Raw genomic sequence first — 25,890 nt, 5'->3', positions numbered from 1 at the left:
GTACTGTCCGTTTGGTTCGGTAAAAGTAATATTTAACTTATCATAAGTCAGTTTACGGAATATATTGACTCCGGATGAATTCTTGCTCAGGGAAAACTTTCCGCTGCGCCCTAATACGTTATAATAATAAGTATCTTCAGGAAAGCCATTAAAAGGATTAATGTTCCTGTAAATAAGAGCCGTTAATCCGTAGGTTGACCATCCTAAACCCAGATCTGAGGCCTTGTTATAGCGTCCCGAATTGTTGGGGTGGTAATTCATACCACAATTGACAGCAATTTCTTTACGATGCGTTGCTAGAGAAAAGAACGGAATATTGGTTTCCGGAATACCGGAAGATATAGCTACGGGAGTTTTTACATAGGTTGGTAAAGAAGCGGCAGACGGAGCTGAAAGAAAATTCTCTTCAATAGTAGCCGACTGGGCTGAAATAAGGCTTACAGAAAACTTTGCTATAAGCAGTATTGTTATAAGGTTCTTTATTCTCATGGTTATTTCTTAATCAGTTTAGCACTCGCTATTTTATTATCATTCGTTTTCACCGTTACCAGATACGCTCCCTGAATAAGATTCTGCGTATTGATCTTGGTGACTTTATTTTTTGTTTTCAGGCTCTGCAATTGTCTTCCGCCCATATCGTACAGCACAATATCCGCTTCCTTAAAGTCATGACCGACCTCCACATACGCATAATCTGATACCGGATTCGGATAGATCCTGATATCCTGCTCTTCAATCAGCTGGTCAATCTGCTTGTCACCCAGCTTTACGATCTTCCAGTTCTCTTTTCCTAATTCCTCTGCACTCGTTCCGGCCAATACAATGGACCCGTCCCTGTTTAGTTTTATGTCAGATAATCTTTCCTCTCTTTTCCTGGATTCTCCTTTTACATGCTTTCTCCACTGCTCATTTCCGTTCTGATCCAGATACAGCATCCAGAACGTTTCATCATCACTTTCAATCCTTCTTCCTTCAGCCTGCGTGTAGCCTCCCAACAAAATGCCTTTTGAAGATTTGTCATCAGAGCCATATACGACGCTCATTCCCATCAGCACATCCCGGTTCTTGAAATTGTAGGATTTCTGCCAGATCTCTTCGCCTCTTTCGTTGAGTGAAATCAGCCATAGGTCCGTTCCTTCTTCAATGCCTACCGTTTTATTTCCTGACCGTTCAGACCTTGATTCTCCACCGATTAAAAAACCTGTGGATGTTAAAGCCAATGTCCTTAAATGATCATCGCCTTTTCCTCCGAAATTCTTTTCCCATTCTACTTTGCCTTCTTTATTGAGCTTGATAATCCAGTAATCGCCCTCACCGAAGTTTTCTGTCTTTTTGGATCCTCCGGCATTACTTCTGGAATACATTCCAAGTAAAGCGCCTCCGTCTTTCGTAGGAATCATTTTCTCAACTTCATCCAATCCTTTTCCGCCTACAATGAGTTGGGATACTTCTTTTCCGTTTTTATCCAATCTTACAATAAGGACATCTTTAGAACCATAACCTTTAGCAGCATTCTGAATGTTGCCTGCTACAAAAAATCCCAGATCCGTTATCTGGATCACCGCTCTTGCTTCCTCATCTGAAGCACTGCCAATGGTTTTCTGCCACAACTCATCGCCGAATTCATTGATGCGAATCAGCCAAAAATCGCTTCCGCCTTTGGAATCTTCTTTTTTATCCAACCCCTTACTGCTAAACGAAGTTCCTGAAATAAGGAACCCGCCATCCTGTGTATTCACGGTAGCCGATAAAAAATCATGATTTTGTCCCGAGAAATATTTCTCCCAGACTTCTTCGCCCTGCTGGTTCAGTTTAACCAAATGGAAATCGTAACCGTTGTTTTGCTGCTGGTTGTTGGCTGTTGGCAAATGGCTTTTGCCTCCAGCTTTGGACATGTTATTTCCTGTCTGGATAGAGCTTCCTGTTATTAAATACTGCTGGTCAATGGTAGTAGTGACCTGGGAGAGAAAATCCTGCGTTGAAGATGTGATGTCTTTTTGCCAGACTACTTCCTGGCTATAGCTATAGCCAGGGATGCACAATAGAAATGCATATACATAGAGTCGCCTCATAGTTATATTGTTTTTAATTTATTAGATGGGGTCTGTGTGTTATATCCTGACGATGAAAAGGTGGGCTTGGGATGCCCTTCATTCAGGTAACATTCGATGGCGCGAAGATATTGGCCCTTAACGACAAATCATGTCGTATTATAAAGTGACGTATAAAAATTGTGGGTAATTTTTATAGAGTAATATTATAAAATATGATATTCATAGCGTTTAGGTTATTGTTTTGGGTTAAAGATAGTTGAAATCTGATATACCAGACAATAGGGGTTTCCCCCTAAGACATACCGGGTTTTTTCGGATGTCTGAACTCTTGGCAGAGTATTTTTCGGGAGGCAAGCTATCAATAAAAGATTAGTTAGAATAGTGTTTCGGTTATAAATTTTATAACCAGTGGTTATAAAATTAAACTACCAGTAAATTTAAATTCTTTAAATTAGCATATCTAAATTTTCGGCATGATAACATTGGGAACTAAGCTGGCTAGACTTAGGACAAATAAGGGATTTACACAGCAGGAAGTCGCTGATTCATTAAACGTATCGCAACCGGCTTATCATAAATGGGAAACTGATATCGCAAGACCAACGACAGAAAAACTTTTAAAGATTTGCGAACTATTCGACGTTGAGATAAGTGATCTATTGGAAGATTCTCTAGTATTTAACATTACCAATAACGATTGTAAGATCCAGAATATGGGTAATACCAACTCAATTTCCTATAATGAATCTCAGGAGATTGTTAAAGGTATATTAAGAAATCAGGATGCAATAACAAGTTTACTGGTCACCCAAAATAAGTTGATAGAGAAGCTTATAGATAATAAGGGATAAACGTTCGATGGCGCGAAGATCATTGCGTTGGACGACAAAAATCCGATGTATTATGAGAGTATAAGGTGATATTCGCACTTAATTCTAAACAGTAGCCTTAAAAAAAAGACTGACAGGCTTTGGTTTATCGTTTTTGGGTAAAGATCGAATAATTCTTATACAAAAGACAATATATGTCTTGCTTAAATTAAAATGCTCGTAGGTTAGCGCTTGCCTAAGAGTAATACTGTGGTATAAATCTTCCAAAGCAACAGCAATCTAATACAAAGGCAAAAAAATTGTTTATTGTATTATTTTTTTTTATAAATTTACACTACAAAGTGAATTAATATTCAATTAATAGAATTCTCATTCTATTATTTTGATATTGTAGAACGACACGGCCAACCCAGTAGCCGATCTGTATTCCTTTTTCAAGGATGTAATTTTAAGTACCGTACCGATTAATAAAGTATTGCATCAATATCTGTTGAGATGTCTTGTCTCAATCACTGCACGCTATATAACCGTCTATTATAAGGACCCTTCAAAATACTTTTAATTTTAGGTTAATCAAATATCCGGTTACATATACTGAAGTTTCATACACAATTTTAGTGCTTCTCCTCAAAATTGGCATAAGTCATCCGATCAGACCATAATACAATACTTTTCAAAAGATATAACGTGCCATGCCCAGCGTATAATGGGCATATAATCAAAAACTTTATATCATGATTAAAAAATCCTACCGCCAACTATTGGCAAGTATGGTAATGTTATTGATGGTTTTATCCTGCAACAGAGACAATACCATTACCGAGAACAATGACACTAATCCTTCGGTGACAGGGAAGGGAGATTTAATTACGCTGAAATCAGGAGTCCAGGTCTTGTTGAAAGATGGACAATATTATCTATCAGATGATATTATTCTTAATAAAGCACAGCTGGAATCATTAGACAAATATGGTGATCTGGTGCCCGCTAATTCTAGCCCTCTGAGTGCCGACCACACCACCCATCCGGCTACCGGAATGCCACTGAGTCTTACGCAAGGCAATAAGGCCGTTGGCCAGTATCCGACCTCCTATAATATGTGGGCAATGGTAAGGTATGTTTATGGACCAAGTCTGTCAACAGTCCAAAAGGATATTATGAGATTGGCAATTGAACATTGGGAGGCCAATTCAAACATCCGGTTTTATAATGCGACCGGAATGCCTACCGTAGATCCGACGTATGGGTTTGCTTATCCTTACATAGAGTTTGTGAACGGCGGCAATACTAATAGTTCCCAGATCGGAAGAAATGCTAATGGTGGTCGGCAGGAACTTAAAATACAAACGGCATCTTTTGTCTATAGTGGCGTCGTGGGTGCTGCTATTCACGAATTAGGACATGCAATTGGACTGGATCATGAGCATAATTCTTTTGACCGCGACAACTATGTTAACCTTAATTTAAATAATGTACTTCCTGAAAAGCGGTTTAATTTTAATAAAAGGACAAGCAATTACTACAATATTGGGTCTGTGGATTTTCAGTCTGTTATGATCTATGATTCCCAGGCATTTGCTAGCAGCCCTAATCTAATTGTGATGACCAAAAAATCTGATGGCAGTACCTTTACGGGTAATGATGTCACATCATCTACCGACAGGCAATGGGCCAACAGCTTTTACATTCCCTATATCGCCCGATCCGATGTGTACAGGGAGCTTGCTACCACGGTATATAAGACGGACAATACGGTTATGACTCCGCAGGAAAGGCTGCAGTTCCAGGCTCAGCTAAACAATGGCAATCCCAATCCACCCGCTGGGGGAAGAATTCCCAATGACCATTCCAGATACCAATAAGGTGAGGATAAGAGAAAAAAAACAGTTTAATTTATGTCTCGATGGTGTGATATTTTTTATAACTTTGTCATAATCAAATTGTAATATTATGAAAAACTTTATGACGTTAATGGCTTTGTTACTGACCTTATCGCTTGGCTTGGGGTGCAGTAAAGACGATGAGCCGCAGGTTAGAGAGGCTGAATTTGAGATTGCTTCTTCATACAGCAAATGTAATCCTAGCTTTAATTCCACGGAATCTAATACTTGTTTAACCATCAAAGAAGCGGGTACAAACAATAGCTATACGGTGAGTGACGGAACGATCTCTGGCTTTAGCTATGAGCCGGGGTATCAATATAAGTTGCGCATTAGGCTAACAAAGCTTCAAAATCCACCGGCTGACGGAAGTGATACCCATTACGAGCTGATACAAACGCTTTCTAAAGAGAAGGTTGACTGATAAACACCTATTAATTTATTCTTACCGTCTTAGCCGATTTAGTTAAGACGGTTTTTTATTTTAATAATTTATAAAAAGTAAAAGCAGGCTTAAAAGATATGTAGTCCATTAAGTTTCCTGCGCGTTTTGCATTTACAGGCAAAACTCCGTTCCTAATTAGTTTTTAATATTTATCGCTTATTATTTAACACTGTCTGATGAAAACCTTTTTTGCTGCTTTAATAATCGTATTAATATCACACACCATACATGCACAAGAATTTACATATTTTTTATATATCGATGAGGGCATGAGGTTCTACCATGGAAAACAATATGCGGATGCCGGAAAATCATTTGACCGCGCTTTCGAGGACTTTAATGGGAAGAGTACCCAAACCAACTTCTATAATGCTGCCTGCGCCTGGAGTTTAGCTGGAAGTAACAATAAAGCTTTTTTTTACCTGCAAAAAATCCTCGCAGGAAAAACAATCAAAGGATGGGATGACCCGGTTGAGTTTTACAGTATGCTCAGTAAAGACTCAGATTTTAATAACATTAAAAACGATCCGAAATGGACGGGTGTATTGAGTCATGCGGAACGTAATAAACAAGCGTTTTTAAAAGGCATAAAACAAGATATTGCTAACCGTATTAAGGAGATGGGGGAATCGGACCAGTCGATCAGGGTAAAGCTGGATTCTCTAAGAAAGGCTTCTGGATTAAATTCGTCAGGGGAAAAAGATTTAATTGATGCCATGAAAAAAGTGGACGCAAATAACTTTAATGCGTTTGAGGAAATTATTAATCAGTATGGATGGCTTGGTCCCTCTGAGATTGGATACAAGAATAATCAATATCTTTTCCTGATACTTCAGCATGCAGATCTTACTTCTCAAAAAAAATATTTACCTCTTTTCAGGAAAAGCTGCAAGGCTGGTAAAGTACTTCCAAAAGATCTGGCCTATTTAGAGGATCGAATAAATATGAGAGAAGGAAAGATGCAGCAGTATGGATCACAAACTGTAATTGATAAAGTAAGTAAAAAATTTGTAATCTTTCCAATAGAAGATGTTGATCATGTAGATCAACGGCGTGCTTCTGTTGGCTTGGAATCATTAAAAGCTTATGTGAAGTCTAGCTTTAATATTGACTTTAATCTACAACAATACAAAGAAGAGCTGCCCGCACTCCAAAATAAATATATCAAATAAACCTGCTGAACTATTTAATGATGGTCACTGCAAGGGATGCGCTCAAGCTAGATATTTAAATGTCTGACGGTATTAATGTCAGAAAACGTTAAATATTAAATATTAACAATGTGACATTATTATAGATTTGGTATCATTATATCCGCTATAACGTAGCATAACAAACCGCAATGATAAAAAAACAGTCTGTACTTCTCTTTATTCTCATTTTACTAGCCACATCTCTGTTTGGACAAACCTTCGAAAGATACAAGAAACTAAAAGATACAACACTAAAGTCTAACCATCTCAGATATGACAAAAAGATATCTATTACGGTTCCAATTGAGTGGCAAAAGGATTTAAAAAATGATTTTCCATTAATTATTGTATTTGACAGGCAAAATAAAAGAAGTCATAATTACATTATTAATGCAATTGATTACCTGACAAGTAATGAACAAATGCCATCATCAATAATTATCAGCGTAGAATCGGACCAACGTTATCGCTATGTCGAAACCCAGTATAAAATTTCTGATTCAAATGGACTGGCTTTGGAGAATGAAAAATTCATTTTTGATGAACTCATCCCTTTAGCCGAAAAAGAGTACAAGGCTTCCTCTTTTAGGTTATTTATCGGCCACTCGAGATACGGCTATTTCACTTCTTCTATTTTTAACTCCAGAATAAATGATCTGAACGCAGTTATTTCCATGAGTCCTTTTTTTACCCAAAAAAATATTGATTTAACAGATTCAATTATGTTGTCCAATAAACATGCTTATGGTTCAAAAAAATATTATCGGTTTGGAATTGGTGGTGATTTTCCGGAGGATTTTGTTAAGATGGACTCCGTTATAAAAAAATTTAACCCAAATCCTTTTTTAGATGTTAAGGGGGTTAGCTTTAAAGAAGCCGTCCATAATGCTACACCTGGTTTATTGATCAGTTCGGCACTTTATGAAATATTTGAAGAGTGGTTCGCTATTCAGGCGAAGTATTCCGCGAATAAACAGAAGGATTTGAAAATTAAAACAAGTCTTGACCAGGAAGTAATCAAAAACTACGGAACTAACATTAATTTTTCCATTGGTGTTTTAAATGGTAAGGGATGGAGTTTTTACAATGAAAAACAATACGATAAAGCAATCCAGGCGTGGAAGATCTTAATGTCGTTATACCCGAATTTTTCGGAGGGTTATCTATACATCATAAATGCCCAGATTCAATTAAAACTTAACTTTAAGAACACCGTGGATGACTTTAAAAAGTCTTTGGATCATTCTGAATTTTATACAGAAGAACAAAAAATGGACTTAAGGAATGAATTAGCTGAAACAATAAGTAAACTCTAATACATAGGCAGTTAACTGCAATGATCACTATTAGTTTCTTTTGCGTTTAGGCTTTGTTTTCATTTTCTTAGCAAAATCCTGTTCCATATAATCTTCGCCTTGGGCTTCGGGTAGCAAACCGCCCAATGCTTCAATTAAGCCGTCTTCGTGCTTATCCGTAGTCAAGAAGTCGAACAAGTGGTGTGGTTCTTCCGTAGGAAGATCCGCATCATTTGATGTGGTTATTTGGGGTTGTTGTAAAGCGGGTTCTTTTATCTCCGGCTTGATGTTATTGTTCCAATAATCGTTAAAGACATTGGCAGAAAGTTCCTTGTCTAAACGTGAACCGTTCCAAACCGTTTTGGAATTATGGTCTATAAAAGTCATTCCGTAAATGCGACCTGTATCATTCCGGCGTACCACTACGTTAATGCCCTGTTCAGCCAATTGCTTTTTAAAAGCCTGCTCACCGCTTGTGGTTTTCAGGGCGACCGTAACCGCGGCTTTTAAGGTCTGCTTGCTGGGGTGGCCTTTTAAAGTTATTTTACATTTCTCCAAATGCAGTTCCAAAGCCGGAAGCCCTGCATTCTTTCCGAATAACGATGCCTTAAACGGATGCCCGGCTCTTTGGCCTTTTTCATTTAAAGGAATATACAGTAAGCCCTGCCTTAGTTGTCCCTGTAATTCGTTCTCCACTTTTTCCGTAGTAATATTGAAGAGGGATAATAAGGCATTGTATTCGCCTAATGTCTGGTAGTGGTAATAGTTTGGCAAATGGCGAACTACTGAAGCGATTTGACTTTTTACATCGCCTGCCCGATAGTCCACCGGACGAAAAATCCTATCATTCTGATTTCGCTCTTTATCGAGTGCGGGTATCAAACCGTGTTTTCGTTCCAACTCCCGGCACAGGTTCATAGACCGCATTTTCTCAAACTTGTCTGAAATCTTTTTCCCTTCCTCATTTACGCAAACCGATACGATATGGATATGCACTCGGCTGGTATCGGTATGTTTGAACACGACAAAAGGTTGTTCGCCGTAACCCATTTCCCGCATATACTGTTCTGCCATTTCCCGGAACTTATCATCACTTACTTTGTCATTGGGGTCGGGATTAAGCGAAATATGCAGGGTATGCTTCTCTGTATTTCGGTTAGCTATCAGGTAAGGGGCAAAAGACTGTGCTAACTGGCTGGCAGAATAATGACCATTTGCGGTTTCAATCATCTTGTTGGTAAACAGAATTTGCCCGTTTTCATTTTCGACTTTGAGTTGATTATATGCCAACGTCCCGTATAAATTTCCGCTTCGACCAATCTTTGCAATCATATCTACCACTATTTTTTGAGATATTTCGTCTCAAATTCCTCCGTTAGCTGAATGATTTTTTGACAAAGCATCGCCATTTCAGCGGTTTGTTTTTCCAGTTTATACAGGAATGCGGCAGCTTTTTTCTCGGAAAAATTCTTGTACAAGAGCTTTACGATCTGGTTATAGTTCACGCCTACGGAACGGAACTGGCTGTGAAAAGAGGTCAGTCGCATATAAAAATCAATGGTTCCTTTATCGATCTTAACCGATTTCATTTCTTTATTAAACAGTAGAGAAATAATAAACTTCGCTTTATTGGTCATTCCCGAGGCTTCAAAAAGTGATAAAAACTTGGCGTTTTCTTCATCTGTAAGACGGAAAACGTGGCGATGGATGCTTGGGTTGGTTTTCGGGGTCCGTCCGCCCTTATTCTGTTTGGTGTACTTGTTCTCGCTCATCACAAATCCATTTTAAATTTCATGCAAAACCCTGACTTCGGAAGGTGTTTTCTGCCCCCTGCAAAGGGCAAGTTGTTTTGAGGCACGAAATGAGTTTCGAGTGCCTCAAAACACAACTTGCCGTGTTCTGATGAACACAAGAATCCACCCTGCGGGATGGATTGAGTGTAACAGGGAAAAACAACTCGATGCCATTCCTTTTACTCCCTGATAGGCCAGTACACTTCTGCATAAATCTGTTAATAAAAATCATTTTACAAAGTACGCCCCTCTTTATGAAAGCATTGTACAGTACGGCAGTGCCAAATATTGCCCCTGAACGCCAAGTAGTGCCGTAGACGCACAGCCGAATGAAAATGATGAGTTCTTTGCCTTTGAATGTCGGCAGACCGGCAAACAGTCCGTGCTTCATGAAGAGCAGACGATACATTTTCAAGACGGCAGGCTATCCTGCCTGCCTGATTGCAGGAATGCAAGAAAGCAAGATTGCAGGACAGCCTGCTATCCGAATATTTTGCCCGCCTGATGGACGGGTTGACAGACAGAATGTAAGCAAGGCGGCAATCCTGCTTGATAAGATGCCAGAACGAATGGAATGCTGCCGTACAGCAAACAAGCGGACAATCAGCAAAGCCAGCCAGCAATTCTGAACGCTATCCTGAAAGAAGGCGTGAAATCAGTGCAGCCTGCCGAAACGCCTGCAAGACTGAAAACTGGAATAAGTAAAACTTTAAATTTTAAAAATATGGACACAAAAAAGAAACCTCTGTTCGTCGCCTTTTCTTCTCAAAAAGGCGGTGTTGGCAAAAGCACTTTTACCACGCTTGTTGCAAGTACGATGCACTACCGGCTGGGTTACAACGTAGCCGTATTTGATGCGGATTTTCCGCAGCACAGTCTGATAAAAATGAAGACAAGGGATTTGGCAATGGTAATGGAAAATGAAGCTTTGAAAAAACTGGCATACAAGCAATTTACCACCATCAATAAAAAAGCCTATCCTATTAACCAAAACAAAGCAGATAACGTACTGGAAGCTGCCCACGAATTTGTAAACGCTTCTTCCTTGCCGCTTGATGTGCTGTTCTTTGATCTGCCCGGAACTGTGAATACACCCGGCATCCTCAAAGCGTTAGCGGGAATGCATCACATCTTTACGCCGATCACAGCGGACCGTGTGGTAATGGAAAGTACGCTCATCTTCACACAGCTTTTGCAGGACGTGATTATGAAAAAGGGCGAAACTTCCATACAAACCATAAACCTATTTTGGAATCAGGTGGACGGCAGGGAAAGCACGCCACTTTACGGTGTGTACAACCAGCTTATTACGCAATTGGGATTAAGCTTGATGCAAAGTCAGATTAAGAACAGTACACGCTTCCGAAAGGAAAGTGAAGCGGATAGCAAAACCGTTTTCCGTTCTACTGTAATGCCTCCTGATGAACGGCTGATGAAAGCCTGCCACTTTGATCTGTTCATTGACGAATTTCTAAAAATCATTCAATTGTAGTCCTATGGAAAAAGATAATAAAAGAAAGGTCACGCCGGACATTAACGAGGAAATGATGATGAACCTGATGGTGGATGGCATTAAAAAGGACGGCTTGAAGCCTCCGCCTGAACCACTCGAAGAGCCTGAAAAGGAAGCTATTAAAGAAGAAACAAAACAGGAAGAATTACTGCAAAGCAAGCCTGTACAACGAGAAAGGAACCGCATAAGGAAAAATCTTGACGGAAGCTATGGCGAACATTTTTTAAAAACCCACTCGATGACGAAACGGGGCGATAAAAGCATCTACATCCGGCAGGAATACCACGAACGGCTATCCCGCATTGTACAGGTCATTGGCAAAGATGAGATACCGCTGTATGCCTATCTCGACAATATACTGGAACATCATTTTGAAATGTTTGAGAAAGCAATTACAGATGATTTCAACGAAAAGTTTAAGCCCATTTTTTAAAGCATTTGATTATGGAAATAGTAATTGTGATATGCCTGCTGATCGTTATCGTCCTGCTTTTGCAGGATAAGATCGTCATTCATAGAAAGGCGAAAAAAAAGCAGAAGCAGGAGAAGGTAAATCCTAACCTGCCCGATATTATGGGGCAGCCCAAGCCAGTACGAAGCCATTCAATGCCAAACACCGCCCATGAAAGCCAAATAGCTGAAGAGGAAATAAACCCCGATAATTTAGACATAGAATACGACGAGAATGAAACCGTCGACATTCAAATTCCGCAGGAAGAGCTGGACGAAGTTTTCAGTAATATGCCTGATTTGGAAGAAGAGGAAGAAGAGTGGAACAGGTACGGAATATCTGGTGGCGATAATAGTCTTGCTCAAGGGGTTACCTACGACGAACTAAGCTCTGTCGGGGCATTGCTCCAAAAAGATAATTTGGATCAGGCTCAAAAGGAAACAGCGGTAGCGATAGTTCAAAGATTACAGGGAACTGAATTATTCAGCCTACTGGAAAATTCCATAGAGGGTGCCTCCAGAAAGATTGCCGAACTTTTGGATAGGACACTATCAAGTGAAAGCGACGAAGGTTCTTCCAGCTTGCGGAAAAGTGGTTTAGGTGATTTTGACATTGGGGAGTTTACTTAAACTTTCCAATGTCTTTTTAAAAAGGTACTATGGAAGAGGAATTTAATCAGGAAGTCTACGACCTTCGTGTGAATAAAGGAATGTTGCCAACCATTGATATTGTAGGGCATACATTCTATGTAGATATTCGGATGGATATGCTTCGACCTAAAGATGACTTTCTTTCTAAAGGTATTGTGTTCTCGGATATACAGAATTACTACGATGAAAAGAAAAGGACCTATACTATACCTTATAATCCTAAGACGCACGAATTTCAGGAACCTGACTACCGTAACATGAAAATGCTACCTAAGGATTTAATAGCGGTGAGTTTTCCCTCTGAAAGACTGCTTGACAGGATTGGTTGGAACAGGCAGTATGGATTTGAGCTTACCCATGGACTTGCAAAGCAGGGCCTGAAATTGGAGTTTGAAGCAAAACAAATACCCTGGGAAAAAACCTTTCTTATTGATTTGATCAAAAGTAATCTCAAAACGTATAAAAACATACAGAAAGCTTTAGAAATACAACAGCCAACTCTACCAAAGAAAAATAAACCGAGAGGGAGAAAAATGTAAGTCGGAAACACTTGAAATGAAAAGGAGCCGGCACCTTTCACCTTACGGAAAAGTGTTTGGGAATTTTGACATTGAGGAAGTTGTTCGTTCAAAGTTTAAATTATAGCTTATCTAAATATTTGAAATTGTACTCAATTAAATGTGATGTTGGCGGTTTTCCTTCTGGTGCATGGTACCAATGAACGTTTCTGTATTTCTCTGAAATGAGGTGTAAATTCTTTCTTGCTCTTGAAGCTAATACATACAATAACTTCTTTGAATTTTCAGCACCATTGTTATCATTAAAGTGGGGAACATAGCCATCTAACAAGGCAAAACCTATAACTGTATCATATTCTTCACCTTTGGTTCCATGAATAGTGGATACTGTAATTCCATCTCTTTGTCTGAACACTTTTCGGAAGTTTTCAATATCACCGATATACGGATTACCTTCGTCAATTAATCTCTGAATTCTGCTTTCTGAACTTGCAAAAAATGAGTTGAAATGTTCCTCCAAGAGAGGATAATTAGGTAGTACTATTCTTAACTTTTCGCAAATCTCATTAAAAAATGTTTTAAGGTATGTTAATCCATCAGTATCGATGATAACTAAAGAATTACAAATTCTTAAAAATTTTTTACTACTTAGTTCTGAAACATCAACACCTGCTGAATCCAGTTCATTTAATATTTCCTTGCTCCACCTTAATCTTCTAATATACATAAATGGCGACGGTTCTGTCAATGCAACTCTTGAAACTTTGAACCAAAAATTATCAATATCGCGAGAAAAAGGTGCCATTCCCGGTCCGTCAAAACTGAAATCAGGAAGTCGGATTATCAGTTTTCTTGTAATGCTTGCTATGTGTACCCATTGTGGCGCAGTAATACAGATTTCGTTAGGACTAATTCCTGCCTTTTCTATATTATAAAGTATTAATTGAGCCAACTCTTCAATCAAATTATCTACTGAAACGGAAGTATTGAATGTGATTAAACTTGGATAGTCTTTTCCACTCCCAAATGCTACAATTGGAGTATCAAAAGTTTTATAATAATCAAAATAGTCAATAATTGCTGACGAAGACCTATAATTTTTGTCTAGGCTTAATGAAGTCAATTCAAATCCCAATAATTTCTCTAACTCTTCTTTTGGCATCGGATATCCTCCCAACGAATCATAAATGGATTGATTCGGATCACCCACTATAAGTGTCTTTGAATTTCCTTTGTTTACACATAAAATCTTCGATATTATGTGATACTGAATTTCTTTAGTGTCTTGATATTCATCGATCAATATAAATGGAAATAATTTGCATAAAATATTTGCTATAACTGGTTTTGATTTAAGTATTTCATGAGCGTAGAATAAAATTTGTTCAAAATCAATTTGTCGATTTTTTTCAAGGATTTTAAAGTATTCACCTAAAATTTTTTTTAATGAATTATGTTTCCTACTATCAAGGCAGGTCAAGTAAAAGCCGTTTGTTTTGGCTAGAATACCACAGTCGTAATATGTTATTTTCTCTTTTTTATAAGGCTCACATAATTCGGCCAAGATCTTTTCTGAATCAAACGAGTTAATCACCTTGAAACCATTCTTCAATCTTTCAGAATAAAGATGATATGGTTTTAAAATCCATTCCATGCAAAAGGCATGGATAGTGCCTATCCACAATTGTGTTGTATCTACACCTAATAATTCAACTCGTTCCTTAATTTCATCAGAAGCTCTATTTGTATACGTTATAGCGATTACAAATTGCTTGTCAGACTCCAATCTACTTAGCTCATAAGCTATTTTGAATGTCAGTGTTCTTGTTTTACCGCTTCCGGGACAAGCAATCAAAAGCACGCTGTTATTTTCAAGAATCGCGTCTTCTTGTTCTTTATTAATACTATCTTTTTCCCAAATAAACATAACTAATTTAGTTTATCAATAAGGGTTAAAATTTGATCATGAGGGATGATAAGGTCGAAATCAAAAGCTAAATCTTTCAATTTAATTTCCCCATTTCGATATTTTGCAAGCTCTACTCTGCAACTTGCAAAGTCTAATGCATCATTTTCTTCTAAATTTTTCTTAATTCGATAGTCAATTATGTCTGCAACAATATTTGCGGAATATGTGTCCTTTGCAAAAAAGATAGCATCTAAGATGTATGCGGGTATCACAGTCCTATAAGAGATGTAATTACCCAATAGAATTGCGAACCAACCTTTTCCTTCTTGCTTGGCCATTGTTAGTATTCGCCTTCCGTATACAGCTACATCTGCATCTTCGAGATCAGCCTTTGCCAGATCAATAGTACCTTGGTCAACGTACACTTGCTTAATTATTTCTTTAGCTTCCCATTCGTTACCTTCGCTGACAAAGTCAACTTCGAATGTGTGTTTCGCATAAAATGCTTTGACCCATGGATTACCTATTTCAAATGCATCCAATACTGCTTTTCTTTCTAGGCCTCTTTTTTTTGAACCAGCAACTTTCTTTTTATATTTTTTTAACGCATCATCATCGCTGGCCATTATGGTAGTGTCGCAGATGGCATCATCTAAATCCGTAAGAATTGCGCACATTCTTTGTATTCGATCATCATGAAAAAGTTGAGCCACGTTTTCAAAGCCTGTACTTCGGATATTTATAAGACTTATGCCGAGTTCATCAAGACTTATTCCAAGGACTTTCTTAACCATTATAGGAATCAAGATTTCCTCAGCATCACCCTCAACCAAGACTACGCCTTTAGCAAACAGCAAATTAGTTCTGACAGCATCTAAATAACGTTGAACCTGATTTATGCTTTCAGCATTCAATCCCGTTGAAGGCTGATAAACTTCAGCATAATTTAATTTCTTTGCAAGTATATTTATATTCTCGACGTTACTGACTTCAGATATTTGTGTTGAATGCGTTGAATATATAATCTGTGTATCACCATAATCTAGCTTATCGAATAAAGTTTTCTGAATGTGATTATGGATATGGGCTTCCGGCTCTTCAATAATGAGAAAATTAGCAAAAGTATCTTTTGATTTTCGATACTTGAACTCTAAAAGTTTTAAGGTCAAGAAAATAAGATTGGCACCTCCCAAACTTAATTCCTGGATGCCGCCTTCATACTCTTCTCCAGGCTCTCCTATAAATAATTTTAAAGATTGGAGCAGCTTTTCTGCTTCATTAGGAACGCTTGATTTTATCGATAATGATGATGGAGAATAAGTAAGTCCTACGGCATCCTGAATTGTAGATTTAATATCATCTCTAATATTTTGTACATCAGGGAGTGCCTCAATGCTTTCATTAAGCGTTTTTACTAAATTGCTAATTGGTTGATATTCCGCCTCATTAATTTCCCCACTGTTATTTTTCAGAAGTGTTAATAGTGGATTAGTCCTGTTATTGTGAAAATCACTTACAACATCCCGTAGGGCTTGAATGAAAGTAAATGAGATTTCCTTAGCAACGGATAGTTGATGAGGAATTTTTGATCCAAATTTTGCGGCATCTATAGTAGGAGGAAAAATTACATTTTCAAAATCACCCACAAGTTCTTTATATATTTCGGGATCATTAAAATCTGCCGTACTTTTTCCTGTAAAAAAAGTTTCGTAATTATCCTGGATGGTGATGTCGTTAAGTAGGGTTTGTAGTCCAACAATATCTCCTTTAGGAAGTTCTGATAGCTTTTGCCTTATATCCGCTTTAGGACGAAAGAATAGGTTGTAGGTAGCCTTTTTTACATAATTCTCTTCAGCAATGCCGGCTCCGTGAATAAATAAGGATTGAATTGCTTCTTCGTCATTTAGTTCATCAAACTCAATACTTATTATAATCCAATGTCCTTTCCATTTATTCTGATCTAAACTTCTGTTAAAGTCACCTTCCGTAAGTTTATAAGCATATTGTAAAGATGCATCTTCCAAAAGCAATCTTATTGCTTTAAACACATTTGTTTTTCCGGATCCATTCTCACCTATGATAGTGTTAATTCCTTTATTGAAACGAAAATTTGCATTTGCAAAATTTCTATAATTGATGAGGCTAACTCTAGATATGTACATTAGCAAATAAGGTTATTAGATTGAACTTTTTAAATGTACTAATATAGTGCATTTCTTCTTTTGAAAGTCATTTCCTGCCAAATAATTCCTCTGACTGCCACTTTGTTAGGCTGCTTTTTTTTCTGAAACACCTTTGTTCCAAGGCCCGCAAAGCGCGGGACCACAGTAACAAAATCATGTGTTTCAGTTATGGAAAAACAAAGAAAGAAAGTCTTGCTGACGGCATTTGCTATGCTTTTGGCAGTGGGTTCCTTTGCACAGGGCAACGGAGCATCCGGCATTAATGAGGCGACCCAGATGGTCACCTCTTATTTTGATCCCGCGACGAAATTAATCTATGCAATCGGCGCGGTGGTTGGGCTTATCGGCGGTGTTAAGGTATACAACAAATTTAGTTCCGGCGACCCTGATACGAGTAAAACGGCAGCCTCGTGGTTTGGCGCGTGTATCTTCCTGATTGTTGCGGCTACGATCCTGCGTTCATTCTTCCTTTAATCCCTTGCCCTATGAAGTACAACATCAACAAAGGCATTGGAAGAACCGTGGAATTTAAGGGGCTGAAAGCGCAATACCTGTTCATTTTTGCAGGAGGCCTTCTTGGGGTACTGATCCTGGTCATGATTATGTATATGATAGGTATTAACTCATACCTGTGCATCGTTCTCGGAGCTGTCGGCGCTTCGCTCATTATCTGGCAGACCTTTTCACTAAACAGCAAATACGGTGAGCATGGACTCATGAAAATAGCTGCAAAAAAAAGGCATCCGCGCTTCATCATCTGCCGCAGGACTGTACGACGCTATATCCAGATCACTCCTAAACAGAATGCCGTATGAGAAATGTAGCGAAGACCACAACACTGGAACATAAGTTTCCATTGATGGCTGTGGAGAACAACTGCATCCTTTCCAAAGATGCTGATATAACCGCCTGCTTTGAGGTGCATTTGCCTGAACTTTTTACGGTAGCTTCTGCAGAGTATGAAGCGATGCACTCCGCCTGGCACAAGGCGATCAAGACCCTTCCTGATTTCACAGTAGTGCATAAACAGGATTGGTACATTAAGGAAAGCTATGCCCCCGATTTGACCAAAGAAGATCAGGGCTTTTTATCAAAATCCTTTGAGCGGCATTTCAATGAGCGTCCTTTCCTTAATCATTATTGTTATCTGTTTTTGACCAAAACCACTAAGGAAAAAATGCGGATGCAAAGCAACTTCAGTTCGCTTTGTAAAGGTTCTCTGATCCCAAAAGAAATCAGAAACAAGGAAACGATACATCGTTTTATGGAAGCGGTGGAGCAGTTTGAACGCATCGTGAACGATAGCGGTTTTGTAAGCCTAAAACGCCTCGCAGAGGATGAGATCGTCGGAACGGAAAACGCGCAGGGACTATTGGAGCAGTACCTGACACTCTCAAGAGAAGCCGGAACAGCGATGCAGGATATTGCACTCGGCACAGAGGAGGTCCGCATTGGCAACAAACGGCTGAGCCTGCACACGCTTTCCGACACGGATGACTTGCCGGCGGCAGTATCGGCGGATACACGCTATGAAAAACTATCTACGGACCGGAGCGACTGCCGCTTGTCTTTTGCTGCGCCCGTGGGCCTACTTCTAAGCTGTAACCATATCTACAACCAATACCTGTTTTTGGATAACAGTGAATCGAACCTGCAAAAGTTTGAAAAGTCCGCCAGGAATATGCACTCGCTGGCACGGTACAGCCGTGCCAATCAGATCAATAAGGAGTGGATCGAAAAATACCTGAATGAAGCCCACAGTTTCGGACTGTCTTCCATCCGTGCCCATTTCAATGTGATGGCCTGGTCAGAAGATCCCAGGGAATTGAAACAGCTTAAAAATGACTCAGGAAGCGCTTTGGCCCTGATGGAATGTAAGCCCCGCCACAATACTACGGATGTGGCTACCTTGTATTGGGCAGGAATGCCGGGCAATGCCGCTGATTTTCCGAGCGAGGAAAGTTTTTACACGTTTATCGAACCGGCACTATGCTTCTTCACGGAAGAAACGAACTACCATAATTCGCCCTCGCCGTTCGGTATTAAGATGGCTGACCGCTTGACGGGAAAACCGATCCATTTGGACATTTCGGATTTGCCGATGAAACGCGGAATTATCACGAATCGCAACAAATTCATATTAGGCCCGTCAGGTTCAGGGAAATCGTTCTTTACCAACCATATGGTACGGCAGTATTATGAGCAGGGCGCCCATGTCCTCATGGTAGATACCGGGAACTCATACCAAGGCCTCTGCGAATTGATCAAAGGGAAAACGAAAGGCGAAGACGGGGTGTACTTCACCTATACCGAAGACAATCCGATTGCCTTTAACCCTTTTTATACCGATGACGGGGTATTTGATATCGAGAAGCGAGAAAGCATTAAGACTTTGATCCTTACGCTTTGGAAACGAGATGATGAACCGCCGACTCGCTCCGAGGAGGTGGCTTTATCCAATGCGGTAAGCGGCTATATTGAAAGAGTCAAACATACGCATATCCATCCGTCCTTCAACAGCTTTTACGAATATGTGCAGCATGATTACCGCAAGATCCTGACGGAAAAACAAGTCAGGGAAAAGGATTTTGACCTGGCTAATTTCCTGAATGTGCTGGAACCTTATTATAAAGGGGGCGAATATGATTACCTGCTGAACTCTGATAAACAGCTTGACCTCTTATCCAAACGCTTTATTGTGTTTGAAATTGACGCCATTAAAGACCACAAAATCTTATTTCCCATTGTGACCATCATCATTATGGAGGTCTTTATCAACAAGATGAGAAGACTAAAAGGAATCCGGAAGCTCATCCTGATTGAAGAAGCGTGGAAAGCAATTGCGAAAGAAGGAATGGCGGAATACATCAAATATCTTTTTAAGACCGTCAGGAAATTTTTCGGGGAAGCCATTGTGGTGACACAGGAAGTGGATGATATTATCCAGTCGCCCATTGTGAAAGAAAGTATCATCAATAACTCCGACTGCAAGATCCTGCTCGACCAGCGCAAGTATATGAACAAGTTTGATGATATACAAGCGATGCTGGGGCTTACAGACAAGGAGAAAGGACAGGTGCTGTCGATCAACATGAACAATGATCCCTCGCGACTCTATAAGGAAGTATGGATTGGATTGGGCGGTACGCACTCAGCGGTATACGCTACTGAAGTGAGCCTCGAAGAATATCTCGCCTATACGACTGAGGAAACAGAAAAGCTGGAGGTCATGCAGCTTGCTTCGGAACTCGTTGGCAATGTAGAGCTCGCCATCAAGCATATCGCGATGAAACGTCGGGATCAGGAAAATCAATAGTCATTAACAATTTAAATTTTACGAACAATGAAAAAAGTAGTGTATCTGGTGTGTACGGCATTGATGCTTGCCGTGGCACCGTCGGCAAAAGCCCAATGGGTGGTAACCGATCCGGGAAACCTGGCATCGGGCATCTTGAACTCTGCCAATGAGATCGTACAGACTTCCTCAACGGTAAGCAATGTAATTAAAAACTTCAATGAAGTGAAGAAAGTGTACGAGCAGGGAAAAGAGTATTACGACAAGCTGAAAGCCATCAACAATCTGGTGAAGGATGCGCGCAAAGTTCAACAGACCGTTCTTTTGGTGGGTGATGTTTCGGAAATGTATGTGAAGAATTTCGGGAAGATGATGAACGATCCGAATTTCTCCCCTCAGGAACTTACCGCTATCGGCAATGGGTATGCGGCGCTGCTTAATGAAAGTACGGAACTGCTAAAGGAGCTGAAGCAGATTGTCACTGCTTCGAGCCTATCGCTGAATGATAAGGAGCGCATGGATATTATTGACCGGGTGTATAAAGAGGTGAAGGATTACCATAGCCTGGTGCGCTATTATACCAACAAAAATATCTCAGTAAGCTACCTGAGGGCAAAGAAAAAAAATGATGCCAAGAGGGTGCTGGAACTCTACGGAACCGCTAATCAAAAATATTGGTAATCATGGAATGGGATAATCTTCACGAACTCCTGCGTTCGCTTTATGACGACATGATGCCGCTTGCAGGCGACATGGCAGCCGTAGCGAAGGGTTTAGCGGGATTGGGCGCACTGTTTTATGTGGCCTTAAAAGTCTGGCAGGCACTTAGCCGAGCCGAACCGATTGACCTTTTTCCGCTGCTGAGACCCTTTGCATTGGGGCTTTGCATTATGTTTTTCCCCACCATTGTGCTCGGAACGATCAACGCAGTGTTGAGTCCTCTGGTTACCGGTACCCATGCGATCTTGGAAGACCAGGTGCTTGACCTGAACAAACTTCAAGCGCAGAAAGACAAGCTGGAATATGAGGCGATGGTCAGAAATCCTGAAACTGCTTTTATGGTTTCAGATGAGGAATTCGATAAGAAACTGGACGAGCTGGGCTGGTCACCATCAGACATTGGGACGATGGCAGGGATGTATATGGATCGACAGTCGTATAAAATCGAAAAGGCTATTAAAGATTGGTTCCGCAATTTACTGGAGATCTTATTTCAGGCGGCCGCTTTGGTGATCGATACGATACGAACGTTTTTTCTCATCGTACTTTCCATTCTTGGCCCGATTGCATTTGCTATTTCGGTCTGGGACGGGTTCCAATCTACACTTACGCAGTGGCTCACGAGGTATGTGAGCGTATACCTGTGGCTTCCGGTTTCCGATCTGTTCAGCTCGATGTTGGCAAGGATACAGTCGCTAATCCTGGAAAAAGATATTGCGATGTTAGAAGATCCAACCTACATTCCGGATACTTCGAATACCGTGTACATCATTTTTATGATCATCGGTATCGTCGGGTACTTTACCATTCCCACTGTGACAGGATGGGTTATCCAAGCAGGAGGTGCAGGGAACTTTACCCGTAATGTTAATCAGACAGCGATGAAAGTCGGAAATATCACCGGTGCAGGTGCCGGTTCGGTGGCCGGAAATATCGGTGGTCAGCTTCTCAAATAATTTCAAATCATAACCTATCAAGAAAATGGAATTTAAAACGCTAAGAAATATCGAAAACAGCTTTCGGCAGATCAGATTGTACGCGATTGTATTTGCTTCGCTCTGCATTGTGGTGGTGGGATATGCCATTTGGCAATCCTATCATTTTGCAGAACAGCAGCGTCAAAAAATTTATGTGCTCGACAATGGAAAATCACTGATGCTGGCATTATCACAAGATGCCAGCATCAACCGCCCTGTAGAAGCCAGGGAGCATGTTCGGCGCTTTCATGAACTTTTCTTCACGTTGGCTCCTGATAAAAGGGCTATTGAAAGCAATATGAAAAGGGCTTTTGACCTCGCTGACAAAAGCGCCTTCGACTATTACCAAGACCTTTCGGAGAAAGGCTATTATAACCGGATCATTTCGGGAAACATCCAGCAGCGGATTGAGGTGGACAGCGTGGTGTGCAACTTTGACAATTATCCTTACTCGGTCCGCACGTATGCCCAGCAGTTTATCATCAGATCCAGCAACGTGACCAGGCGCAGTCTGACCACTACGTGTCTCCTGGTGAACTCGGTAAGGTCGGACAGTAATCCGCAGGGCTTTACAATTGAAAAGTTTGCCGTTGCAGAGAATAAAGATCTGGAAGTTATTGAACGCTAAAACAAATCTTTTGAAGACATTATCAGATGTAGACACCTTTGCCAAAATCCTCAGCGACAAAGGATATGACGGCTATTTCCATACGCAAGGTGCGTATCCCGGGAAATTAAAAGACAGCATCAGCGAATATTTCGAAAGCTGCCAAAAAGGTATTGATAGTTGGCCAAAGCAAGATTTACTGGTGACGGGTTACCTGCAATGGTCGGGTGAAGACAAATCCCGTGTAGAATGCCAGATGTGGGTAAAATACCAAGACGGTAAATTATCGCTTAACCGAATGGAAATTACAAAAAAAGACTGTTGGGGACAATTGCTTAAAAAATCGGAACTGGCAGGCGTGTCAGTGACATCTGTACCCAAAGCAGTCGATGCCGTCGCTTTGGTCAACAAACCTAAGGAAAATGCGAAGATAAACTCTAAGCGCTTCAAGCTATAAAACAGAAATAGTAAGTATATGAAAATATTAAGAGCCAATATGGACAGGTACCTTGATAAGCTTGATCACCGTTGGCGGACACAGCCAATTCGTAAACAGCATCAATATACATTGTATCTCTTTGTAGGTTATCTGCTGCTTACCGCAGGGGTCAGTTGCAAAATATGGTACGATACCTCAAAGTCTGATAACGATATGGTCATTGAGCATATCGAGAACCCCGTCCTTAGAAGTAAAGATCCTGTAAGGTTGCAGGACAGTGTATCAACAATTTTAAAAAATAAGATATATGCAAGACAATGAAAAAAGGGTCAGCATCATCGTTGATGATGACGATCATAACAAAGCGTCCGATGGATCGGGCCTTGAGAAAATGAATAAGCAACACATTAAAAAGCTTGTGATCTTCGTGCTTATGGGAATTGTATTCCTGGGTTGCCTGTTTCTCATTTTTAAGCCATCACAAGAAAATAAAACTCCTGAAGATGCCGGACTCAATGAGGCGGTTCCGGAGGCAACGGATGCCGGGATGCAATCTGATAAGCAAAAGGCCTATGAGCAGGAACTCTTGGAACAGAAAGACAGGGAAAAGCGTAATGCCCTGACCACGCTTTCAGACTACTGGAATGAGGACAGTACTGCTACTGATAGTGAAAACGTAGCTGGACAGCAAAAAGCGGGTGGCCTCGACGCTCGGGATGGTATCACTGTTCCATCCCCTAATCCAACACTGCAAAGTTACCGCAATGCACAAAGCACGCTGGGATCTTTTTATGGCGGCGATAATGGAGAAACCATTGAATTGCGGCGACAAATTGATGAGCTAAAAGATAAACTTGCCGAAAAAGAGGTGCCCAAGCCTAGCACCGTAGCCGATCAGCTGGCTCTGATGGAAAAGTCGTATCAGATGGCAGCGAAATATCTTCCTTCAGCAAACGGTGGACCGTCAACTGTTACCGATAGTGCTAACCGCAGATCCTCTCTTCCTACGCAAAAAGAATATTTTGTGTCGTTCACACCCCCAAGAAGAAACATTGTATCAGCTCTGTATCGTGAACCGTCAGACAGTGCTTTTGCGACAGATTGGAGCCAAACAAAAAATCGGGTTTTTTATAACGCGGTTGCTATGCAGCAAGCGGTACAGCCTAAAAACAGCATCAAAGCCATTGTACACGAAACCCAGACGGTAGCGGGCGAAACAGGTGTACGTTTACGGCTGTTGGAGCCTGCCCAAACACCGCAACGTGCCATACCCAAAGGAACGATGGTAACGGCTGGTGCAAAGTTTCAGAACGGAAGACTGCACTTAAAAGTTACCTCCATAGAACTGGATGGCAACATCATCCCGGTCGATTTAACCATTTATGATTTGGACGGACAGCAAGGTTTAGCTGTACCGTATTCTCCGGAAATGAACGCCCTCTCTGAAATGGCGGGCAATATGAGCCAGACCGGCGGTACCAGTGTCATGCTCACGCAGAATGCCGGACAGCAGATAGCTGCTGACCTGAGCCGAGGAGTGGTACAGGGAATATCCGGCTACTTCGCCAAAAAGGTACGTACGCCGAAGGTGACCCTGAAGGCAGGTCACCAGGTCTATTTGGTTTCTAAAAAATAATGTTGAATGCAATTTATTTGGAACAATGAAAAATCATTTAAAAATCTTTTGGGCTTTGGCCCTGATCTTCGGCTTTGCCGTCACATCCTATGCCCAGGACAATATTAAGACCCCTCTCTTGTTAGGCAGGATTGAGCCCTATCATTTGCAGGTTACCTACGATAAAACATCACACCTGATTTTCCCATCTGCCATCCGCTATGTGGATTTAGGCAGCGAATACCTAATCGCAGATAAAGCGGAAGATGCGGAAAATGTCTTGCGTGTAAAAGCTGCCGTAAGGGATTTTGAGCCGGAAACCAATTTCTCGGTAATTACCAATGACGGACGTTTTTACAGCTTCGATGTATATTATAGCTCTTATCCTGATGCGATCAGCTATGACCTGCTTACCATGCAAAAGGCCGTTGATCAGTCAAATGGTAACGATGTACTCTTTGAAGAACTGGGCAAGAGTTCTCCTTCACTGGCAGGCTTGCTGCTTGAAACCATCTACAAACAGGATAAGCGAGTCATTAAGCACATCGGGTCTACGGTCTTTGGCATCAAATGTATTCTCAAAGGAATTTACATCCACAATGGTAAATACTATTTCCATACGGAGATACAAAACAAAACCAATGTGCCTTTTGAGATCGATATGATGGGTTTCAAGGTTGTTGATAAGAAAGTGGCTAAACGTACTGTCGTGCAGGAACATCCGTTGAAACCGCTTAGGACGTACAAGCCACTGGAGGGCATCGCAGGGAAATCTACCGAACACAATGTATTTCTGTTAGACCAGTTTACAATCAGCGATGACAAGATACTGCTGATCGAGATTTTCGAGAAGAATGGCGGAAGGCATCAGACGCTTCAAGTGGAAAATGCGGATTTGATGAAGGCCCGTTTGATCAATGATATGCACCTGAAATTTTAACAACCTTACATCAATTATATGAAAAAGTATATCTATACCGTGATGCTTGTTTTAATGGGTGTTACGGCTGTAAAGGCACAGCGAATGCTGCCAAAACAGAAGGGATTGGAACTCAGCGCAGGCATATTATCCAATGATAAGATCGGCAATGATTATTACCTCAGTGCCGCAATGACCGTCAATGGCAGAAACGGCAATTACCAACTTTGGGCATTGGAATATATGCACCGGTACCATGAGTATAAAGATCATCGCATTCCGCAGGAAACGTACTCGGCAGAAGGTGGCTACAGCTTTTATTTGTTGGGTGACGGCGGAAGAAATATTGCCCTCAACTTGGGGATAACGGGTGTGGTCGGCTACGAAAGCATTAACCGGAATGAAGTAATGTTGTACGACGGGTCAAAGATTTTGAATGAAGGTAATTTTATCTACGGAACTGGTGCGCGGATTACCTTGGACACCTACCTGACCGACCGTTTTGTATTGGTCCTGCAGGGACGTACAAAAGCCCTTTGGGGTACGGACCTCAAACAGTTTCGACCATCGGCAGGTGTAGGACTAAGATTTAACTTTTAAAACG

Annotated in this window: 26 protein-coding genes; 20 read left to right on the top strand and 6 right to left on the bottom strand. The window is 40.7% G+C overall.

Going from position 1 to position 25,890, the window contains the following annotated elements; genetic code table 11:
* The coding region (locus tag U9K52_RS13525) for a hypothetical protein (RefSeq protein ID WP_322927035.1) at window positions 1-489 on the bottom strand (489 nt) is incomplete at its 3' end.
* 2 nt (window positions 490-491) lie between these two features.
* Window positions 492-2,072 (bottom strand): T9SS type A sorting domain-containing protein, encoded by a 1,581-nt coding sequence (locus tag U9K52_RS13520; RefSeq protein WP_322927033.1) that lies wholly within the window; start codon window positions 2,070-2,072, stop codon window positions 492-494.
* 455 nt (window positions 2,073-2,527) lie between these two features.
* Between U9K52_RS13520 and U9K52_RS13515 the strand changes: the two genes are divergently transcribed.
* From U9K52_RS13515 to U9K52_RS13495, 5 genes are all read left to right on the top strand, one after another.
* On the top strand, window positions 2,528-2,905 hold the full coding sequence (locus tag U9K52_RS13515; protein WP_322927032.1) for a helix-turn-helix transcriptional regulator: 378 nt from the start codon (window positions 2,528-2,530) through the stop codon (window positions 2,903-2,905).
* A 713-nt stretch (window positions 2,906-3,618) separates the two neighbouring features.
* Entirely contained in the window at window positions 3,619-4,746 is a 1,128-nt protein-coding gene (locus U9K52_RS13510) for a M12 family metallopeptidase (protein WP_322927031.1), read from the top strand.
* 88 nt (window positions 4,747-4,834) lie between these two features.
* Window positions 4,835-5,188, top strand: a complete 354-nt coding sequence (locus U9K52_RS13505) for a DUF4377 domain-containing protein (RefSeq protein ID WP_322927030.1) — start codon at window positions 4,835-4,837, stop codon at window positions 5,186-5,188.
* Between the two features lie 197 nt (window positions 5,189-5,385).
* Window positions 5,386-6,381, top strand: coding sequence for a DUF6624 domain-containing protein (locus U9K52_RS13500; RefSeq protein WP_322927029.1), 996 nt, complete (start codon window positions 5,386-5,388; stop codon window positions 6,379-6,381).
* Window positions 6,382-6,551: 170 nt separating this feature from the next.
* Window positions 6,552-7,718, top strand: coding sequence for an alpha/beta hydrolase-fold protein (locus U9K52_RS13495; protein ID WP_322927028.1), 1,167 nt, complete (start codon window positions 6,552-6,554; stop codon window positions 7,716-7,718).
* A 30-nt stretch (window positions 7,719-7,748) separates the two neighbouring features.
* Here the strand turns inward: U9K52_RS13495 and mobB are convergent, their stop codons facing one another.
* Complete coding sequence (gene mobB, locus U9K52_RS13490; RefSeq protein WP_322927027.1) at window positions 7,749-9,029, bottom strand: conjugal transfer protein MobB; 1,281 nt, start codon at window positions 9,027-9,029, stop codon at window positions 7,749-7,751.
* Between the two features lie 8 nt (window positions 9,030-9,037).
* The gene (gene mobA, locus U9K52_RS13485) at window positions 9,038-9,469 is read right to left on the bottom strand and encodes a conjugal transfer protein MobA (RefSeq protein ID WP_322927026.1); all 432 of its coding nucleotides are present in this window, start codon (window positions 9,467-9,469) and stop codon (window positions 9,038-9,040) included.
* 745 nt (window positions 9,470-10,214) lie between these two features.
* Here mobA and U9K52_RS13480 point away from each other — a divergent pair.
* From U9K52_RS13480 to U9K52_RS13465, 4 genes are read left to right on the top strand one after another with little or no spacing between them, the layout of a single operon-like run.
* Window positions 10,215-10,982: a ParA family protein gene (locus U9K52_RS13480; protein WP_323673802.1), complete on the top strand. Its 768-nt coding sequence runs from the start codon at window positions 10,215-10,217 to the stop codon at window positions 10,980-10,982.
* A gap of 4 nt (window positions 10,983-10,986) precedes the next feature.
* On the top strand, window positions 10,987-11,436 hold the full coding sequence (locus tag U9K52_RS13475) for a DUF3408 domain-containing protein (RefSeq protein WP_322927023.1): 450 nt from the start codon (window positions 10,987-10,989) through the stop codon (window positions 11,434-11,436).
* Window positions 11,437-11,447: 11 nt separating this feature from the next.
* Window positions 11,448-12,083, top strand: a complete 636-nt coding sequence (locus U9K52_RS13470) for a conjugal transfer protein TraD (RefSeq protein ID WP_323673800.1) — start codon at window positions 11,448-11,450, stop codon at window positions 12,081-12,083.
* 29 nt (window positions 12,084-12,112) lie between these two features.
* The gene (locus U9K52_RS13465; protein ID WP_322927021.1) at window positions 12,113-12,643 is read left to right on the top strand and encodes a hypothetical protein; all 531 of its coding nucleotides are present in this window, start codon (window positions 12,113-12,115) and stop codon (window positions 12,641-12,643) included.
* 100 nt (window positions 12,644-12,743) lie between these two features.
* On the opposite strand, the gene U9K52_RS13460 is transcribed toward U9K52_RS13465, so the two are convergent.
* The gene (locus tag U9K52_RS13460) at window positions 12,744-14,549 is read right to left on the bottom strand and encodes an ATP-dependent helicase (protein ID WP_322927020.1); all 1,806 of its coding nucleotides are present in this window, start codon (window positions 14,547-14,549) and stop codon (window positions 12,744-12,746) included.
* 2 nt (window positions 14,550-14,551) lie between these two features.
* The gene (locus U9K52_RS13455; RefSeq protein WP_322927019.1) at window positions 14,552-16,693 is read right to left on the bottom strand and encodes an AAA family ATPase; all 2,142 of its coding nucleotides are present in this window, start codon (window positions 16,691-16,693) and stop codon (window positions 14,552-14,554) included.
* A gap of 189 nt (window positions 16,694-16,882) precedes the next feature.
* Here U9K52_RS13455 and U9K52_RS13450 point away from each other — a divergent pair, with 189 nt between their 5' ends.
* From U9K52_RS13450 to U9K52_RS13400, 11 genes are read left to right on the top strand one after another with little or no spacing between them, the layout of a single operon-like run.
* A complete protein-coding gene (locus U9K52_RS13450; protein WP_322927018.1) occupies window positions 16,883-17,188 on the top strand; it encodes a DUF4134 domain-containing protein in 306 nt (101 codons plus the stop codon).
* A gap of 11 nt (window positions 17,189-17,199) precedes the next feature.
* Window positions 17,200-17,529: a DUF4133 domain-containing protein gene (locus tag U9K52_RS13445; protein ID WP_322927017.1), complete on the top strand. Its 330-nt coding sequence runs from the start codon at window positions 17,200-17,202 to the stop codon at window positions 17,527-17,529.
* On the top strand, window positions 17,526-20,030 hold the full coding sequence (locus tag U9K52_RS13440) for a TraG family conjugative transposon ATPase (RefSeq protein WP_322927016.1): 2,505 nt from the start codon (window positions 17,526-17,528) through the stop codon (window positions 20,028-20,030). Before U9K52_RS13445 ends, U9K52_RS13440 begins: the two co-directional genes overlap by 4 nt.
* A gap of 27 nt (window positions 20,031-20,057) precedes the next feature.
* Window positions 20,058-20,690, top strand: coding sequence for a DUF4141 domain-containing protein (locus U9K52_RS13435; RefSeq protein WP_123860839.1), 633 nt, complete (start codon window positions 20,058-20,060; stop codon window positions 20,688-20,690).
* A gap of 2 nt (window positions 20,691-20,692) precedes the next feature.
* The gene (gene traJ / locus U9K52_RS13430; protein WP_322927014.1) at window positions 20,693-21,685 is read left to right on the top strand and encodes a conjugative transposon protein TraJ; all 993 of its coding nucleotides are present in this window, start codon (window positions 20,693-20,695) and stop codon (window positions 21,683-21,685) included.
* Between the two features lie 25 nt (window positions 21,686-21,710).
* Window positions 21,711-22,334, top strand: a complete 624-nt coding sequence (traK, locus tag U9K52_RS13425) for a conjugative transposon protein TraK (protein ID WP_322927013.1) — start codon at window positions 21,711-21,713, stop codon at window positions 22,332-22,334.
* A 10-nt stretch (window positions 22,335-22,344) separates the two neighbouring features.
* Window positions 22,345-22,770 (top strand): hypothetical protein, encoded by a 426-nt coding sequence (locus U9K52_RS13420; protein ID WP_322927012.1) that lies wholly within the window; start codon window positions 22,345-22,347, stop codon window positions 22,768-22,770.
* An 18-nt stretch (window positions 22,771-22,788) separates the two neighbouring features.
* Window positions 22,789-23,073, top strand: a complete 285-nt coding sequence (locus U9K52_RS13415; RefSeq protein ID WP_323673799.1) for a nitrogen regulatory IIA protein — start codon at window positions 22,789-22,791, stop codon at window positions 23,071-23,073.
* On the top strand, window positions 23,060-24,388 hold the full coding sequence (traM, locus tag U9K52_RS13410; protein WP_322927010.1) for a conjugative transposon protein TraM: 1,329 nt from the start codon (window positions 23,060-23,062) through the stop codon (window positions 24,386-24,388). The genes U9K52_RS13415 and traM overlap by 14 nt, the downstream gene beginning before the upstream one ends.
* A 25-nt stretch (window positions 24,389-24,413) precedes the next feature.
* A complete protein-coding gene (gene traN, locus U9K52_RS13405; protein ID WP_322927009.1) occupies window positions 24,414-25,307 on the top strand; it encodes a conjugative transposon protein TraN in 894 nt (297 codons plus the stop codon).
* Window positions 25,308-25,325: 18 nt separating this feature from the next.
* Window positions 25,326-25,886 (top strand): conjugal transfer protein TraO, encoded by a 561-nt coding sequence (locus U9K52_RS13400; RefSeq protein ID WP_322927008.1) that lies wholly within the window; start codon window positions 25,326-25,328, stop codon window positions 25,884-25,886.
* Window positions 25,887-25,890 lie beyond the last annotated feature (4 nt).

Source organism: Chryseobacterium sp. MHB01, from assembly GCF_034651565.1.
Classification (GTDB): domain Bacteria; phylum Bacteroidota; class Bacteroidia; order Flavobacteriales; family Weeksellaceae; genus Chryseobacterium; species Chryseobacterium nepalense.
This window is presented reverse-complemented; position numbering and strand designations above follow the sequence as displayed.

Bases quoted from the DNA above. Each gene is read 5' to 3' on its own strand.
- U9K52_RS13400 (WP_322927008.1), top strand. From the start codon at position 25,326: ATGAAAAAGTATATCTATACCGTGATGCTTGTTTTAATGGGTGTTACG.
- U9K52_RS13500 (WP_322927029.1), top strand. From the start codon at position 5,386: ATGAAAACCTTTTTTGCTGCTTTAATAATCGTATTAATATCACACACC.
- U9K52_RS13505 (WP_322927030.1), top strand. From the start codon at position 4,835: ATGAAAAACTTTATGACGTTAATGGCTTTGTTACTGACCTTATCGCTT.
- traM (WP_322927010.1), top strand. From the start codon at position 23,060: ATGCAAGACAATGAAAAAAGGGTCAGCATCATCGTTGATGATGACGAT.
- traN (WP_322927009.1), top strand. From the start codon at position 24,414: ATGAAAAATCATTTAAAAATCTTTTGGGCTTTGGCCCTGATCTTCGGC.
- U9K52_RS13515 (WP_322927032.1), top strand. From the start codon at position 2,528: ATGATAACATTGGGAACTAAGCTGGCTAGACTTAGGACAAATAAGGGA.
- mobB (WP_322927027.1), bottom strand. From the start codon at position 9,029: ATGATTGCAAAGATTGGTCGAAGCGGAAATTTATACGGGACGTTGGCA.
- U9K52_RS13455 (WP_322927019.1), bottom strand. From the start codon at position 16,693: ATGTACATATCTAGAGTTAGCCTCATCAATTATAGAAATTTTGCAAAT.
- U9K52_RS13440 (WP_322927016.1), top strand. From the start codon at position 17,526: ATGAGAAATGTAGCGAAGACCACAACACTGGAACATAAGTTTCCATTG.
- mobA (WP_322927026.1), bottom strand. From the start codon at position 9,469: ATGAGCGAGAACAAGTACACCAAACAGAATAAGGGCGGACGGACCCCG.
- U9K52_RS13520 (WP_322927033.1), bottom strand. From the start codon at position 2,072: ATGAGGCGACTCTATGTATATGCATTTCTATTGTGCATCCCTGGCTAT.
- U9K52_RS13495 (WP_322927028.1), top strand. From the start codon at position 6,552: ATGATAAAAAAACAGTCTGTACTTCTCTTTATTCTCATTTTACTAGCC.
- U9K52_RS13480 (WP_323673802.1), top strand. From the start codon at position 10,215: ATGGACACAAAAAAGAAACCTCTGTTCGTCGCCTTTTCTTCTCAAAAA.
- U9K52_RS13435 (WP_123860839.1), top strand. From the start codon at position 20,058: ATGAAAAAAGTAGTGTATCTGGTGTGTACGGCATTGATGCTTGCCGTG.
- U9K52_RS13475 (WP_322927023.1), top strand. From the start codon at position 10,987: ATGGAAAAAGATAATAAAAGAAAGGTCACGCCGGACATTAACGAGGAA.
- U9K52_RS13470 (WP_323673800.1), top strand. From the start codon at position 11,448: ATGGAAATAGTAATTGTGATATGCCTGCTGATCGTTATCGTCCTGCTT.
- U9K52_RS13415 (WP_323673799.1), top strand. From the start codon at position 22,789: ATGAAAATATTAAGAGCCAATATGGACAGGTACCTTGATAAGCTTGAT.
- traK (WP_322927013.1), top strand. From the start codon at position 21,711: ATGGAATTTAAAACGCTAAGAAATATCGAAAACAGCTTTCGGCAGATC.
- U9K52_RS13465 (WP_322927021.1), top strand. From the start codon at position 12,113: ATGGAAGAGGAATTTAATCAGGAAGTCTACGACCTTCGTGTGAATAAA.
- U9K52_RS13450 (WP_322927018.1), top strand. From the start codon at position 16,883: ATGGAAAAACAAAGAAAGAAAGTCTTGCTGACGGCATTTGCTATGCTT.
- U9K52_RS13510 (WP_322927031.1), top strand. From the start codon at position 3,619: ATGATTAAAAAATCCTACCGCCAACTATTGGCAAGTATGGTAATGTTA.
- traJ (WP_322927014.1), top strand. From the start codon at position 20,693: ATGGAATGGGATAATCTTCACGAACTCCTGCGTTCGCTTTATGACGAC.
- U9K52_RS13445 (WP_322927017.1), top strand. From the start codon at position 17,200: ATGAAGTACAACATCAACAAAGGCATTGGAAGAACCGTGGAATTTAAG.
- U9K52_RS13460 (WP_322927020.1), bottom strand. From the start codon at position 14,549: ATGTTTATTTGGGAAAAAGATAGTATTAATAAAGAACAAGAAGACGCG.